This window comes from Olivibacter sp. CPCC 100613, assembly GCF_036959255.1.
Lineage (GTDB): Bacteria > Bacteroidota > Bacteroidia > Sphingobacteriales > Sphingobacteriaceae > Olivibacter.
Map to the genome: position 1 here is coordinate 82,788 of NZ_JAWMTI010000005.1, position 16,204 is coordinate 98,991.

The 16,204-nt window shown below is 40.2% G+C and carries 12 protein-coding genes and 1 tRNA gene; 4 read left to right on the forward strand and 9 right to left on the reverse strand.

Annotated elements, in window-relative coordinates:
- Window positions 1–24: 24 nt before the first annotated feature.
- Window positions 25–186, reverse strand: coding sequence for a hypothetical protein (locus RYH73_RS16700; RefSeq protein WP_335314591.1), 162 nt, complete (start codon window positions 184–186; stop codon window positions 25–27).
- Between the two features lie 142 nt (window positions 187–328).
- Between RYH73_RS16700 and RYH73_RS16705 the strand changes: the two genes are divergently transcribed.
- Window positions 329–402: transfer RNA gene (locus RYH73_RS16705), tRNA-Ala, on the forward strand.
- A 331-nt stretch (window positions 403–733) separates the two neighbouring features.
- On the opposite strand, the gene RYH73_RS16710 is transcribed toward RYH73_RS16705, so the two are convergent.
- The 5 genes from RYH73_RS16710 to RYH73_RS16730 form a co-directional block, all read right to left on the reverse strand.
- Window positions 734–2,299 carry a hypothetical protein gene (locus RYH73_RS16710; RefSeq protein WP_335314592.1) on the reverse strand — a complete coding sequence of 522 codons (1,566 nt, stop codon included), beginning with the start codon at window positions 2,297–2,299 and terminating at the stop codon, window positions 734–736.
- A gap of 671 nt (window positions 2,300–2,970) precedes the next feature.
- Window positions 2,971–3,447 (reverse strand): hypothetical protein, encoded by a 477-nt coding sequence (locus tag RYH73_RS16715; RefSeq protein WP_335314593.1) that lies wholly within the window; start codon window positions 3,445–3,447, stop codon window positions 2,971–2,973.
- A gap of 266 nt (window positions 3,448–3,713) precedes the next feature.
- On the reverse strand, window positions 3,714–4,895 hold the full coding sequence (locus RYH73_RS16720; RefSeq protein WP_335314594.1) for an ROK family protein: 1,182 nt from the start codon (window positions 4,893–4,895) through the stop codon (window positions 3,714–3,716).
- A 252-nt stretch (window positions 4,896–5,147) separates the two neighbouring features.
- Window positions 5,148–6,662, reverse strand: a complete 1,515-nt coding sequence (locus RYH73_RS16725) for a malate:quinone oxidoreductase (RefSeq protein WP_335314595.1) — start codon at window positions 6,660–6,662, stop codon at window positions 5,148–5,150.
- A 162-nt stretch (window positions 6,663–6,824) separates the two neighbouring features.
- Window positions 6,825–7,997, reverse strand: coding sequence for an acyl-CoA dehydrogenase (locus RYH73_RS16730; protein ID WP_335314596.1), 1,173 nt, complete (start codon window positions 7,995–7,997; stop codon window positions 6,825–6,827).
- A gap of 210 nt (window positions 7,998–8,207) precedes the next feature.
- On the opposite strand from RYH73_RS16730, the gene RYH73_RS16735 reads away from it, so the two are divergent.
- Window positions 8,208–9,119 (forward strand): DUF6263 family protein, encoded by a 912-nt coding sequence (locus RYH73_RS16735; RefSeq protein ID WP_335314597.1) that lies wholly within the window; start codon window positions 8,208–8,210, stop codon window positions 9,117–9,119.
- A 121-nt stretch (window positions 9,120–9,240) separates the two neighbouring features.
- Here the strand turns inward: RYH73_RS16735 and RYH73_RS16740 are convergent, their stop codons facing one another.
- Genes RYH73_RS16740 through RYH73_RS16750 form a run of 3 tightly spaced genes read right to left on the reverse strand, consistent with a single transcriptional unit; the run spans window position 9,241 to window position 12,078 of the window.
- On the reverse strand, window positions 9,241–9,768 hold the full coding sequence (locus tag RYH73_RS16740) for an adenine phosphoribosyltransferase (protein ID WP_335314598.1): 528 nt from the start codon (window positions 9,766–9,768) through the stop codon (window positions 9,241–9,243).
- On the reverse strand, window positions 9,765–10,661 hold the full coding sequence (locus RYH73_RS16745; protein WP_335314599.1) for a ComEA family DNA-binding protein: 897 nt from the start codon (window positions 10,659–10,661) through the stop codon (window positions 9,765–9,767). The genes RYH73_RS16740 and RYH73_RS16745 overlap by 4 nt, the downstream gene beginning before the upstream one ends.
- Window positions 10,662–10,665: 4 nt before the next feature.
- Window positions 10,666–12,078 (reverse strand): APC family permease, encoded by a 1,413-nt coding sequence (locus tag RYH73_RS16750; RefSeq protein ID WP_335314600.1) that lies wholly within the window; start codon window positions 12,076–12,078, stop codon window positions 10,666–10,668.
- A gap of 186 nt (window positions 12,079–12,264) precedes the next feature.
- Between RYH73_RS16750 and RYH73_RS16755 the strand changes: the two genes are divergently transcribed.
- A complete protein-coding gene (locus tag RYH73_RS16755) occupies window positions 12,265–14,481 on the forward strand; it encodes a sodium-translocating pyrophosphatase (RefSeq protein ID WP_335314601.1) in 2,217 nt (738 codons plus the stop codon).
- Between the two features lie 201 nt (window positions 14,482–14,682).
- Window positions 14,683–16,167, forward strand: a complete 1,485-nt coding sequence (locus RYH73_RS16760; RefSeq protein ID WP_335314602.1) for an amino acid permease — start codon at window positions 14,683–14,685, stop codon at window positions 16,165–16,167.
- The last annotated feature ends 37 nt before the right edge of the window (window positions 16,168–16,204 follow it).

The following is a 16,204-nucleotide window of genomic DNA, read 5'->3' on the forward strand; positions in this document are numbered from 1 at the left end:
ATGTTCAACGGTTTCATTAGCCCATTAATTGATGATAGAATCTCCGGTATTTTCTGTTTTCGTCTCTATAGTAAGTAGACTATCAATTTGAGCAACATCGGCACTATTCGTTTCTTCAGTTGAAGTCTTAGTGGCATTATTATAGGCAGGATGGTTAAAGGTATAGCCATGTGTGGCTGCTTTCATTAATGGTGTAAATTTTGATTTATAGAATTTTGATTTATAGAATAACAATGAGTCTCGGATAAGATCAATAAGGACCTCTTTGTTTAACAAATAATTTGCACTTATGTTGCTATTTACTATCTTTGCCCCACACAAAAAACTCGGGGGTTTAGCTCAGCTGGCTAGAGCGCTTGCATGGCATGCAAGAGGTCACCGGTTCGACTCCGGTAATCTCCACTAAACAAATCCCGCTTTTTGCGGGATTTTAAGTATAAGAATTTCAACTTATGCTTAGGTAAGCAACTTTAATTGAAAATAAACATCTTGCGGGCTGATATAAAAACGACAGCTTTATACTAAAATAAAGCATAGCCAAACTCTCAATTTAATATACACCCGTGTCCACAGAAGAATTAAATGAAAATAAGAATGTCGCTAGCGACATTTTTCTCGACCATACGGGATCTTAATAGTTATTAAGACAGAAAAAGGTCACCGATGATGTCGATGACCTTTTTTCCAATTGGAACTTACTAAATATCTTCCAATTTATTGAAGCATAAATTACTTAATAGTCGTAGACTGGTAAAACTGTCATCTCTACATAGGGGTTTGAGATACTGTAAAGGCTATAGGATGTTCCATCGTTCGATGTTACAACAGGCTTTGAAAAATCTAATTCAAGTGTACCCAATTGATCAGAATTACGTGTAATAGCGAAAGTATGCGTGTTCACGATAGTTTTTTTTGCGGATCCGCCGAAATTTATACCGATCTTCTCAGTGATATTATTATTGATTCCAAAGTTGGTTGCAAATTCAGAAGTTACTGTCTCTGTTCTAGTTTCAACCGTTTCCTCATCCTTCTCGGACACGATAAACTTCCATGCAAACCCATTTTGTTCTAGATTCCAGCTTATTAAGTTAATTCGCGGATAGTAATCTTTTGGAGACAGACCTATAGCCCGGTACTCATAAATGTTTGAAACCATTTTCTTTCTTTCATATACAACGTCAAACAGCTCTCTATGTGATACACTAAAAAATTTTTGTAATGTTGTTCCTAATCCTGAAAGATTATTTATAAGTATATCGATATGAATTTCAAATCTTCCGTCTTGCCAGAATAAATTCTGAACGACATCCCAGTCGGGATTATGTCCGGCTAATACATTCCGGTCATAAAAAACAGGGTCTCCTTCTTGATCCGACATAACAAAAAATGCATCTGATGTAAATTTGATTGATTCAATTCGTTCAATCACACGTCTATTTAATGGTCCTTTTGAATTTTGATCAGTGGTTAAACCATAGTAAATATGGTCTCGTTGCCAATATTGATTATTGATTCCCATTACGTTGAAAGCCGACACAACTTCGGGGATTAGGTCTCCGTTAGCCTTTATTATCAGTGGAGCTACATCTCTTTGACTAGATAGTTTTTTAACTTTTGCATCAAATGCCTCGTCGATAAATTCGTACGAATCTTTTGTAGGAAAGACATTGGGATTCCTTGCAGATGTAGGTGCTTTCGAAAGAAGATGTTGTGCTTGCTGATTATTTTTTAAACGAAGACGTTCATTGTTTTTAACGACCAATACGGGAAAGCCAGGAACGGCGGCTATCTCCAATGAATCTTTAATAATACCTTCTTTATAAAGACTTATAAATTTATTTCGAACTATTGTTGGTGAGACATAGGGTTTTTCATTAATATCATCCCAATTTTCCGCATTAAACCCTGAAGGTAGTTCAGGAACATAAATAGTAAGCAATGGTAACGCACTTTCTATTTCTTCTAATTCTCTTTCATCACTAGTGTATTTCATCAATATCTGTCTAAAAGACTTACCGTCAGAAACAATGTCATCTTTTACAAATGGATAAAAGACGTCATAATCGTTATCAAATTCCTTCAGTGCCTCCTGTCTTACAAATTTTCTCAAATCTGCATTTTCATCAATAGCCTTCGAAAAAATTTCCGAGAATTTCCTCATTGCCGGTGCTATCTGGCTGTGATTCGAGTCTTGATGAACCTCTTGCGCTGCTTCATTGGTTAACTTCGTTTCCTTTTTACAACTATACACAAATAATAAAATATTAGCAGCAGTTAACAATAAAAATTTAATTCTCATAAAAACATAAATTAAATAAAACAATAAGAGACACCAAATATATTTTCAATATATTGTTTTAACAAAAAATTTACACGAACACCCATTTTTCTTACACATAAAAATAATCATAATTTATTTTTATAAAGACGACTTAAGAATTCAAGGCGAAAAAAGAGAGCAGCAGAGATATCATATTGTTCATAAGAGTTACGTTTTAAGTTTTTACGCAAGGTATGAAAAAAACAACTATACTGCGCATTAGAGCTGTTAAATCATTGATGAAACTACTCAGCTGGAAAGAGGTTAATCAAGCAGTTAGCTAGCCATCGTCATTGGAAGTATTTTATATCTATAACAGTATTAACAGGAATTAGCGGTGTTTACGCATCCTTTAACAAAGCCTCTCAACATTCTTTTGCTTTTCAAAAGCTTCTATGCTATTTGGTATTCAGGCTTCTCTCAATAATATATATTTCGGAGACTCGCTGTTTGATATATACATAAGACTTAAAAAAGACTCAACATTTTTTATAAAATTATTTCAAATAATCAATTATCAAAACTATTTTATTGTTATCTTATCATCGAACAATATAACAAATAACTAAAAAAAGAAGTGGTTCAGACTGAAAACTGAACCACTTCTTTTTTACTCAAAATGACTTAGTGATTTAAAGAAAGGATTTTACTTAATTAAAAGTGTATTTAAACCCAATACTAAAACGCGAGGGTTCAAAATCCGATTCGTCTGTCAGGGTCCAACGTGGCTTCCAATCAAAATGGAATGCTAAGGGTGCGGAAGGTATTTTATACTCCAAACCTAACGCTGGCCGAATGGCAAAGTACGTTTTATTACCAAAAGGTCCACGATCAATAAAACTTAATTGAGGACCGACACCGATGTACCAGTTAAGTCCTCTCGCTCCGCGAATCGCTTGATTATAGGAATAATCCGCGCCAAGCAATACGTGGTTATCTGCAAATAAAACTTGCACGTTAGCGGCATCTTTTGAATTAAAAAAATGCTTTAATTGTGGTCCCACTAACGTCTGGCCGTCACCTAGATCAATGCCTAATCCTAAGGCATTGCGATACTGGGCCTTTGATTCTTGCGCCAAGAACACCAATAAAAAAACTGTTAATAAGGATAAAAATCGATTTCTCATAATAAATATTTTGTTTTTAAACTAAATTTATTACCCCCAATAGAGGGTTAATTGATCTCTCTGAACAAATTTCTTGCCAAAAACAAAGGAGAGGTTCACGTATAACGAAATTTAGTTCAAAAGACCTCCAATCGAATTTTTATAAACTGACTAACAAATAGTTGGCACCCACGAGTTAGTGCTCATATCAAGAATATCTTACTTAATTAATTTGGTGGTATCTGAAGGATGTGCTTTTCGAAAGATCGAACGAAATCAAATATTCACTAAAATTCACAGCGCTCCATCACTAAAGCAGCTGCACCTAAGAGTTGTACCTCTTTAGATAAATCAGACACAGCAATGGTGGTTTGCTCTGACAATCTGGGAATACAGAATTCGTTTATCGCTTGATGAATCGGTGCCAACCAAATCTTGCCTGCAGCGGCCCCTCTTCCACTTAACACAATGCGCTCGGGGTTCATAATATGAATGAGCGTTGCCAATCCCTTTCCGATCATAAAACCACCTTCCGCAAGCAAGGAAACGGCCAAAGGATCACCCGCCTTCGCAGCATTCAATAAGTGCTCACCCGAGAGCTTGTCCTCGTCTTGAAAGAGCTGTTCCAACCTCGACTTGGCACCAATTGTCATTTCCTTCTTCGCCTTCTCAACCAAAACCAATAAGGAAGCATCCACCTCCAGGCATCCGCGTTTACCACAGGAACATAAGTTATTGCTGTTTGCCAAAGGAATATGGCTGAACTCACCTGCATAACCATTATGTCCGCTAAAAAGCGTTCCATCCACGATCATACCCAAGCCTATACCCCAACCGATATTGACAACCATTACATCTTTATAGCCTTTCGCTGTACCAAAATTCAATTCGGCCATAGCAATGGCGCGCGAATCGTTATCAACATAAACCGGAAGCCCGAGTTTTCGGCTCATATGCTTTGGTAAATGCTGATGATCGGGAAAATAGGTATGATTAATCCCCTCTTTCATATTGTACACACCTGGCATGGCAATTCCGACACCCAAAATCTGATCAGCCGGCAATTTACTCTTCGCAAGTACCTCTTTGATGCAAGCAACAAGATGATCGATTGCAATTGGATTCTGTGTAATTTCCAGACGGAAAGAATGTATCGGCTGTACCAGCTCATTCCCAAGATTATAAATACAAATCCGTGTTTCAAGCTGATCCACAGCTACTGATATAATAAAGCTATTCTTTTCCTTGTTTAAAAGATAAGTGGTTGGCCGTCTACCGCCTGTGGAAGGAGCTAGTCCGTATTCGATGATGTAATTTTCTTCCAATAATGCTATTACCGAAGATGACACGACTGGCAAGCTTTTATGTGTCATCAAACATAAATCGGCCAAGGACAAGGCGCCATTATAGTATAGCTGCCTTAAAATAGCTTTTCTAAGGTGTTGTTGTTTTAGTATTTTTGCTGTCAAACCGGTTAGTATTAATAATTATCTAAAATTAAGCAATAATCGGGTATCGTCCTAATGTTAATTTTCACGCACCGTTAGCATTCAGCAATAGCATTGCCAAATTCAGCAATTGGTTACTGTGCCTTTTAAGCAACATTTTATCTGAAAGAACTGTCCGTTAATGAACAATAATTGGTCATTAACGGACAATAACCTGTAAAAGAAAAGGGCGGAAAAATTTTTCCGCCCTTTTCTTTTACAGGTTTATCAATACTAAATATTTTCCTCGACTAACTGTTGTAATTCCAGTACTTCACTACTTTTTCTCCGTGTTTCCGTGGCCAAATTCGCATCGTTCGCTAATGATTTTCCATAAGATGGTATCATTTTTTTGAACTTGTCATCCCAGCCTTTAACCTGTTCCGGAAAACATTTTTGCAAGAGTTTTATCATAATGGAAACGGATGTTGAAGCACCCGGAGATGCACCCAGTAACGCAGAAATAGAGCCATCTGCACTACTTACCACCTCTGTACCGAATTCCAGTACACCTCCGTGCACCGGATCTTTCTTAATGACCTGTACACGCTGTCCGGCAATTTCCAGCTCCCAATCCTCTTTACGGGCCGTTGGCACATATTCTCTCAAAGCTTCTATCCGATCATCTGGAGATTGCCTCACCTGATCGATTAGGTATTTCGTCAACTTCAGGTTATCTAATCCAGCAGCCAACATGGGTCTGATATTATTAATTTTGATGGAAGCCGGCAAATCTAACCACGAGCCATTCTTCAGGAATTTCGTAGAAAAGCCAGCATAAGGACCGAAAAGCAACGCCTTCTTACCATCGATAATACGCGTATCCAAATGCGGGACAGACATGGGGGGAGATCCAACAGCGGCCTTCCCGTACACCTTCGCTTCATGTTTAGCAATGACCTCCGGATTCGTACATCGTAGCCATTGACCACTGACAGGAAAACCTCCAAAGCCCTTTCCCTCTTTAATATCAGACTTTTCAAGTAAAGGCAAAGCGCCACCACCTGCACCGATAAACACAAACTTAGCAATAATGGTTCGTTTGCGCTTTGTTGTGCTATTCCTAACCTCTATTTTCCACCGGCCATCCGGTAATCGTTCTAAATCGCGCACCTCATGGGCTAAACGGAGTTTAAAATTAGGTTGCTTTTTCAGATATTCAAATAGACAACGGGTAAGCGCACCAAAATTAACATCCGTTCCGATATCCATTTTGGTAGCGGCAACGGCTTGATCGTCATTTCGCCCTCCCATAACCAAAGGAATCCATTCTTTGATGACTTGGTGATCTTCTGAATATTCCATTCCTTTAAAGAGGTGATGCTCTTTCATCGTCTCATACCGTTTTCTAAGGTAATTGACATTTGCATCTCCCCACACAAAACTCATATGGGGTACACTTCTGATAAATTGAGATGGGTTCTTTAATATTCCCTTGCTCACCAATTGGGCCCAAAATTCCTTTGAAACCTCAAATTGCTCCGCAATATTAATAGCTTTTTTTATTTCGACAGAACCATCTGCCAACTCTGGTGTATAGTTTAATTCGCATAGTGCAGAGTGTCCGGTTCCAGCATTATTCCATGCATCCGAGCTTTCCGCTGCTACTTCATCTAAACGTTCAAAAACTTCTATACTCGCTTCCGGCAGAATCTGGTTTAACATGATGCCCAAGGTAGCGCTCATGATTCCCGCACCTATCAATACAGCATCCTTTTCTTGAATGGTGTTTTTGTTACTTTTAGTCATTTTAATCTATGGTTTGCAAAAATAACACCATTCGATTATATTTTCTTAAAAAAATAACAAAAGAATAGAATTATTTACATATATAATACAAAGTAAATGCTGTCATGATTTTGCAATTATTCATTCCTGCCATTTTTTTATTCAATACCGTAAACTTGCATTTTAGTCACTTTTCCCGGCGCGAAGCACTTCTCTGGAAATGACCATCTTTTGTATTTCCGAAGTCCCTTCCCCGATCGTACAAAGTTTTGCATCCCGATAAAATTTTTCTACCGGAAAATCTTTGGTATAACCATAACCACCGAAAATCTGAACCGCTTCTGTTGCCACCTTCACCGCCACTTCTGACGCATAATATTTAGCCATTGCGGAAGCTTTTGTAACAGGAAGCCCTTTATTTTTCCAGTCTGCCGCTCTTCTTATTAAGAGCTCAGCGGCCTCAACTTCCGTCGCCATATCGGCTATTTTGAAAGCGATCGCCTGAAAGCTAGCGATTGGCTGTCCGAATTGATGCCGTTGTTGACTGTACGTAATAGCAGCATCCAGTGCGCCTTTAGCGATCCCCAACGCTAAAGCTGCTATGGATATCCGTCCGCCATCCAATATTTTCATTGCTTGCTTAAAACCTTCTCCCTCCTGCCCAAGCAAATTGCTTTTCGGTACCTGTACATTATCAAAAATAAGCTCCGTTGTCTCAGATGCACGCATGCCCAGTTTATTTTCTTTTTTACCATGCGTAAAGCCAGGCGTGCCTTTTTCTACCATGAATGCCGAAATACCAGCAGATTGGCCTTTATCACCTGTACGGGCCATTACCACCGCAATGTCACCGCTCTTTCCATGCGTAATCCAATTTTTAGCGCCATTAATGACGTAATGATCTCCTTCCAATACAGCCGTCGTCAGCATATTTAGTGCATCAGACCCTGTATTGGCTTCTGTCAGGCCCCAAGCCCCAATCCATTCTCCGGAAGCCAGTTTCGGCAACCAACGTTTTTTTTGTTCTTCGTTACCAAAAGTAAGGAGGTGCCCTGTACAAAGCGAATTATGTGCAGCCAATGAGAGCCCGATTCCTCCGCAAACGCGAGCAGTTTCAACAATTACATCAACATATTCATGGTAACCGAGCCCGGTACCACCGTAATCTTCGGGTACCAGTACGCCCATGAGCCCCAGTTCTCCCATCCGGCCAAAGAGTTCTCGAGGAAAAAATTGCGCTTCATCCCATTCCATTACATGAGGAAGAATATTTTTTTGAGCAAATTCGCGCACCATCTCCCGAATCATACCCTGATGATCCGATGCGAAATAAGATGTTTCACTATTTTCGAGCATAATAATTTATAATATGGTAACATACAATATTAACCAAATTATATCTTAAAAAAGAAAGTAAAATCAATATTAAATGAATAACAAAACAGTATTTAGTATAAAATCAAAGCCTATTCGCTTAGGTCCACGGTATGTCTTTTTCTTTACATCCGTAACAATCTTTCTAAAGGCGTTGTCTTATCTTCGTTCATACATTTAAATGCAAGCAAAATGATAAAAAAAATCTTCACATTCTTCTTCCTATTAGTTAGTTTGACCATGGCCAAAGCCGGTAATAAAACGGGGGAAGAGATCGCCAAGCAAGCCGTATTATTAAAAATGAATTTAAAAAAAGGGGCCTCATACCTTTTTAGTACCAATATTGATCAACTCGTCAACCAAGAGGTAATGGGAAATCAGATGGATATTAAACAGCAGACGAAAGTAGACTACCTATATGAAGTACTTGAAAGCAATGCACAGGGAATGAAAATCAAGAGCACCTATCAGACAATGGCCATCAATATGGAAACACCTCAAGGCGCATTTAAATTCGACTCAGAAAGTAAGGAGAACCCGGAAAGCCCATTAAAAGCCGTTGGAAACATGGTTGGTAAAAGCTTTCTGATGTATTTAAGCCCGGAAGGCGAAGTAACAAAAGTAGAAGGTATGCAAGACATCTTGAACTCCATTGGTGGCGAGGAAACTACACAACAACTATTAAAACAACAGTTTAGTGATTCGGCCTTTATGAATATGATGAATGTTTCATTAAACATCTATCCGAACAAAGAGATTAAACCTAGGGAAACCTGGCAGAAAGACTTCAAAATGCCCATGGCGGGCATGATGGAGATGGACCTACAAAATCAATATACACTCACAGGCATCCAAGGAAAACAAGCCGATATCGCGGTACATTCAGCAGTTAAGCTGAGCCCAATCGCCTCCGACAGCCCCTTAGGAAGTATGGAGATCAATTTGAATGGAACTCAGGAAGGCACCATTCAGGTTGATGTCTCTACAGGACTTATAAACGCAAGCACAATCAATCAACAGATTAACGGCGACATTTCCGCTCAAGGGATGAAAATCCCCATGAAGATTACCTCTAAAATTACATTAACAGGAAAAGCGTTGTAGCGTGGTTGAGTCGGGAAATAGTTGAGTGGTTGAGTAGGAAGTAGTTAATTAGCCAATGTGATGATTAGCCGATGCGATAATGAAGCATAAGCCCCGTGGACTTACAACCCGCAACTAATAACTAATAATCAACAAGGGAGATGAGTTGGCTACTGTATGGTAAAAGACGCTGTCTCCCGTTTAAAAAATCCAAACTTATGACGAAGCTATAACCTGCTATTATTCCGCCGAGCTGTTGAATCAGTTTACTTGCAGCTACTACGGTTCCGCCAGTTGCCAGCAAATCATCGTGAATCAACACGCGTGTACCTGCTTCAAAAGCGTCCGTATGTACTTCAATCGTAGCCGAACCGTATTCTAAATCGTATGATTGTTTGGTAGTTTGAGCGGGTAACTTCCCTTCCTTCCTTATCGGAACAAATGGTATCCCCAGACGGTTTGCCAACATCAAACCAAACAAAAAGCCCCTACTTTCAATACCGGCAACGACATCAAACTGTACATCTTCTAAACGCGTTACAAATTCTTCAACAACGAGATTACAGAGCTTAGCGTCTTTAAGTATAGGTGTAATATCTTTGAAAACGATACCAGGTTTCGGAAAATCTACAATATCCCGTACGGTTGCTTTTAGCAGATTGTCAATCATTGATCAAATAGTATATAAGGTGCAATTTTACGTAAATATTTTTCATCAAATACAGGTATTTGTGATAAATCTTCCATGCTTTTATAGGCTCCATGTTGTTTTTTATAAGCAATGATCAATTTCGCATATTGGGATTTGATATAAGGATGCTTTCGTAACTCGTCGAAACTCGCTCTATTTATTGCTATGCGCTTCACATGCGTACTATCAACCAGTACGTGCCGTGTAAGTTGTTGATATTTCATGGTATCCATGCCATATACTTCCTGCAGTTGTGACACGGAATAAAAACCGCCCAACAGATCCCGATAACGAATAATGCGCGAGGCAAAGACAGGTCCGATCCCGCGTAAGGACAGCAAGGAAAGGCTGTCGACCTCATTTAAATCCAATGGCTCCGCCCGTATTGGTTCCGCTTTTGTATATTTTTTATTTGCAGGAGAACCAAAAGAAGAATCGTCTATTTTTGCAGTTTTCAGAGGGGTGATATGGATGTAAGATTCGAGGCGTTTATAATCGGCTTCTGAAATCGTGTATATTTTGCGTAGATCTTCTTTTTCCCTGAAACGCCCACCCTTAGCTTCAAAATTTTTAATGTTTTGTATTTGGCTTTCTCGAAGACCTAACTGTCTCCATTGAGTGGCGGATAAATCATTCGGGTCGAATTTAAAATAATGGACCGTCTTTTCTTGTGGTAGCGTTTTGCTTGGTTCTAAAACTTCCACATCCTTCCAATCGTCCGCTAGAAATTCAACGCTTGGTTGATCTGGTTCGTAAACTAAAACATAAAGAAGAGGAATAAGCCACACGAGCACAATCAAAATAAGTAAACCGGAAATGCCGTTCAGTTCTCGTCGATGAAAGCCAAAATGCCGCTGCAGTTTCCTTAACATTTGATCATTTTTTATTACCAATTAAATAATATATGGGAATGCCTATCAATACAATGATCAGTCCCGGCCAAGTGAATGTAGGTTGATAAATTAGTAGACCGATGCAAATTGAAAAGGCAGCTATAACATAAACGGCCGGTAGTATTGGATACCCAAAGGCTTTATAGGTACGAGGGATATCCGGGCGCTTCTTACGAAGGATGAAGACACCGATAATCGTGAGCGCATAGAAAATCAATACTACAAAAATCACATAATTCAACAAATCGCCATACTTACCGGTTAAACAGAGCGCCGAAGCCCAAACGCATTGTGCCCATAATCCCCAACCCGGGACTTCGAAGCGATTTAGCTTTCCTGCCTGTTTAAAAAAAACACCATCATTGGCCATGGTGTAATAAACGCGTGCACCGGATAATATAAGCCCGTTATCGCAACCAAAAGTGGAAATCATAATCATCACAGCAATTACAACCGTACCCACCTTACCGAAAATAGCGTGTGAAGCCACAACCGCCACCCGATCTGCCGGCGCAAAGGCAATATCCTGCAAAGAAACAGTTGCCAAGTACATCACATTGGTTGACACATAAATAACCGTTACGATTAAAGTTCCTAAAAAAAGGCTTAATCCGATATTACGTTCAGGATTTCTTATCTCGCCTGCGATGAAGGTTACATTATTCCAAGCATCACTTGAAAATAACGAACCCACCATCGCCGAAACAATCGCTGCGAAAAGTGTAGCACCACTGATATTAACAAATATCTCTTTATTAAAGTCCCATGTTTTAGGCACCCATGCATCCGTCCAATTCAAATTCCATATGTCCGCCTTGAAAGCCGTTATCAATCCTAAAATCGTCAACCCTCCTAATGATAAGATCTTAACGATGGTGAGCACCGTTTGTAAAATCTTCCCATTTTTAACGCCTCTGGTATTTAACCAGGTAAGCAAGACAATGATTGCAATCGCTGTAATCTGTGCAGCGTTCAATTGAAACAGATCATTTTGATATAAAACATGTTCATCGCTTACAACGGGAAACAGGTAGGCTGTAAATTTTGCAAATGCAACACCGACGGCAGCAATCGTCCCTGTTTGAACGACCGCAAACAAAGCCCAACCATATAAAAAAGCAATTAAGCGATTATAAGCCTCCCGAAGGTAAACATATTGTCCACCAGCTTTGGGAAACATCGCCGAAAGTTCACCATAACTCAAAGCAGCGGTAAGTGTAATGGCTCCCGTCAATAACCAGATAACAATCAACCAACCTGCACTTCCGACCTGACGAACGATATCTGCGCTAACAATAAATATACCTGAACCAATCATCGATCCAACCACTAACATGGTCGCATCCAATAGGCCCAATTCTTTCTTCATATGATTTTCGGATTGTACTTGATTCATGGGGTTTTGGGGTTATCAAAAACGAATGTAGAAAAATATTTTTGTGATTTTTTAAAAAAATAAATTTGATTATCTCGATAACCCTGTTTATTTTCAGCGAATTATTTTATATGACTCTTACCTTACGTTAGGTAACGGAACCATTTATACAAAACCTTTATACACATTATAAACTCAATTGAAATTATGGATTTTCTACACAGTAATTTAATTTACATCATACCGATGTTAGGGCTTATAGGAATTTTGGTCATGATCGGCAAATCAAGCTGGGTTAACAAGCAGGACGCGGGTGATTCAACCATGCAAGAATTGGCAGATCATATAGCGAATGGCGCAATGGCATTCCTAAAGGCTGAATGGAAAATATTGTCTTATTTCGTCGTTATTGCGGGTATATTACTGGCCTGGTCAGGCACATTAAGTCCATATTCCAGTTGGGTTATCGCCATATCATTTGTAATTGGCGCCGTGACATCAGCTTTTGCCGGTTACATTGGTATGCGTATTGCGACGAAAGCTAATGTTCGTACTACACAAGCTGCCCGTACAAGTTTGGCCAAAGCCTTAAAGGTGTCCTTTACCGGAGGAACGGTGATGGGACTTGGTGTTGCTGGTTTGGCGGTCTTAGGGCTCGGTTCGCTTTTTATTATCTTTTATACCATTTATGTAAAGAATACAAACGGCCAAATCAACGGTTTAGAAATGGAGAGAGCGCTGGAAGTATTAGCGGGATTTTCTCTTGGAGCCGAATCCATTGCCTTGTTCGCTCGTGTCGGCGGTGGTATCTATACCAAGGCAGCCGATGTAGGAGCCGATCTTGTTGGAAAGGTAGAGGCAGGCATTCCGGAAGATGATGTGAGAAATCCTGCAACCATTGCGGATAATGTAGGTGATAATGTAGGTGATGTAGCAGGTATGGGAGCCGATTTATTTGGTTCTTATGTGGCGACGATTCTGGCAACCATGGTGCTAGGACGAGAAATTGTTTCAAATGACAATTTTGGCGGTATCGCACCTATTCTACTTCCTATGCTTATTGCCGGTTTAGGGTTACTTTTCTCCATCATTGGTGCTTCCCTGGTAAAGATTTCCAATGAAAACGGAAATGTACAAAAGGCCTTGAACACCGGAAATTGGACTTCTATTGTATTAACAGCCATTGCCTCCTTTTTTGCCGTGAATTGGTTATTGCCGGACACCATGGTTATTAGAGGATATGAGTTTACAAAAACCGACACCTATCTAGCTATTGTCGTGGGTTTGATCGTGGGTGCCTTGATGAGTATCATTACCGAATATTATACTGCTATGTCCAAGAGACCGGTTCAATCCATTGTTCAGCAATCGATAACAGGTCATGCAACCAATATAATCGGTGGTTTAGCCGTTGGCATGGAGTCTACCGTACTGCCTATACTTGTTTTGGCGTCCGGCATTTACGGTTCCTATCATTTTGCCGGTTTATATGGGGTTGCTATAGCCGCTGCAGGTATGATGGCTACAACCGCGATGCAACTGGCTATTGATGCCTTCGGTCCCATTGCTGATAATGCAGGTGGTATTGCTGAAATGAGTCAACTTCCAGAGGAAGTGCGCGGTCGGACAGACAATTTGGATGCTGTTGGAAATACCACGGCAGCCACCGGCAAAGGTTTTGCGATTGCATCGGCCGCCTTAACCTCTTTAGCGTTGTTCGCAGCATTTGTGGGCGTTGCCGGAATTGACCAGATCGATATATACAAGGCCGATGTACTCGCCGGCTTGTTTGTTGGCGGGATGATTCCTTTTATCTTTTCAGCATTGTGCATTTCAGCGGTAGGCAGAGCTGCTATGGACATGGTGCAAGAGGTAAGACGGCAATTTAGAGAAATACCGGGAATCATGGAGTATAAAGCAAAACCTGAGTATAACCGTTGTGTGGAAATCTCCACAAAAGCATCGATTCGGGAGATGATGCTGCCGGGCGCTATCGCACTTCTTGTGCCGATTGTGGTTGGGTTCAGTTTTGGCCCTGAGGTATTAGGTGGTTTACTAGCTGGTGTAACAGTATCCGGTGTTCTGATGGGGATGTTCCAATCGAATGCCGGCGGTGCTTGGGATAATGCCAAAAAGTCTTTCGAAAAAGGGGCAAGTATTAATGGCGAAGTTTATTATAAAAAATCAGAACCTCACAAAGCATCCGTTACCGGCGATACGGTGGGCGATCCTTTCAAAGATACATCGGGCCCATCCATGAATATTTTGATCAAATTGATGTCGATTGTGTCGTTAATAATCGCTCCGCATATAAACATCAACAAGCATACAATTAGCTTAAAGCAAACAAAACCAAAAACGGAGGTAATTCAGACAGCAAACAATCGAGAGAATGTAACAAATACGAAAAAAAACAACCTATAATCCCTTGAAGGCGCTAAAATAAATAGCGCCTTCTTTGTTTATCAAATAAAAATTGTAGGTTTGACTTTCTTTTAATAAAAGATAATGATTTTAAGTAAAAAAGACATCAAATCACCCAAACATTACATTATTTTAGCAAAATCACACCACATTTTAACAATAAATACAATTCAAACCACCACAAAGTAAAAAAACCACATTATGTTTTATAAAAAATCAATTCCCTCACTGATTAAAGAAGCGCAAGAAAGTGGAGAAGGCACTTTAAAACGAACCTTATCCAGTTATCACTTAGTAGCCTTAGGCGTTGGAGCTATCATAGGTGCGGGACTTTTTTCGTTAACGGGAATTGCTGCCGCAGACAATGCCGGGCCAGCGGTTATTCTTTCCTTTATTATTGCTGCCATCGGATGTGGTTTTGCCGGTCTGTGTTATGCAGAATTTGCTTCCATGATTCCAGTCGCAGGAAGTGCTTATACCTATTCCTATGCTACCATGGGTGAGTTTATCGCCTGGGTTATCGGTTGGGACCTGGTCCTTGAATACGCTTTGGCCGCTGCAACAGTATCTGTGAGTTGGTCGCAGTACTTTTCTCAATTCTTAGCGGAGATTGGCATCCACTTGCCCGCAGCCCTTTTACACGGCCCTTGGGAAGGTGGTATGATCAACATTCCGGCGATCGTGATTGTATGTCTATTATCGCTCCTGCTAATGCGGGGAACACAGGAATCCTCATTTGTGAACAATTTACTTGTGATCGTAAAAATAGCGGTTGTATTGATATTTATTGCTTTGGGTTGGAAGTTTATCAACCCGGCAAACCACAGCCCCTTTATTCCTGTCAATACAGGCGAAGAGGCTTTGAAGGCGGGAAAAATCGGGTTTTTTGATTTCTTCAGCAGCCCTGAATTTGGGCACTTTGGCATTAGCGGTGTATTAAGAGGAGCCGGCGTTGTATTTTTCGCATTCATTGGATTTGATGCCGTTAGCACTGCTGCACAAGAGGCTAAAAACCCGCAGAAAGGAATGCCTATCGGGATCATCGGCTCGTTGCTCGTTTGTACACTTTTGTATGTGGCCTTTTCTTATGTTATGACGGGTTTGGAGCATTATAGTGCATTCGAAGGTGATGCAAAGCCGGTAGCAACGGCCTTCGCCCGTACAGGTTACACCTTTTTGAATCTGGCTTTAATGATTGCCATTTTAGCGGGTTACACGTCGGTGATCTTGGTCATGTTATTAGGCCAAAGCCGTGTATTCTATAGTATGAGTAAAGATGGTTTGCTGCCCAAGTTCTTCTCTGATCTTTCTAAAAATCAAACCCCTTGGAAATCGAATTTACTCTTCATGTTTTTCGTCAGCATTTTCGCTGGATTTGTACCGGTTTCTGACCTGGGACACATGGTCAGCATCGGCACTTTATTTGCCTTTACATTGGTCTGCATTGGGGTGATCATTTTACGAAAAAAAGATCCACAATTAGATCGTCCATTCAAAACACCACTCGTACCGCTTGTTCCTATCTTGGGGATTATCATCTGTGTTACGATGATGGCGGGCCTTCCTATAGAAAGTTGGGAACGCTTAGCAATCTGGATGGCACTTGGTATTATAATTTACTTTGGTTACAGTAAATCGCATAGTCTTGCCCGATTAGCCGCCGAGCGAAATGAGTCAAAAGATTAATAATTACCGAAGGGCCTGAAGGCCCTTTTTTTATATC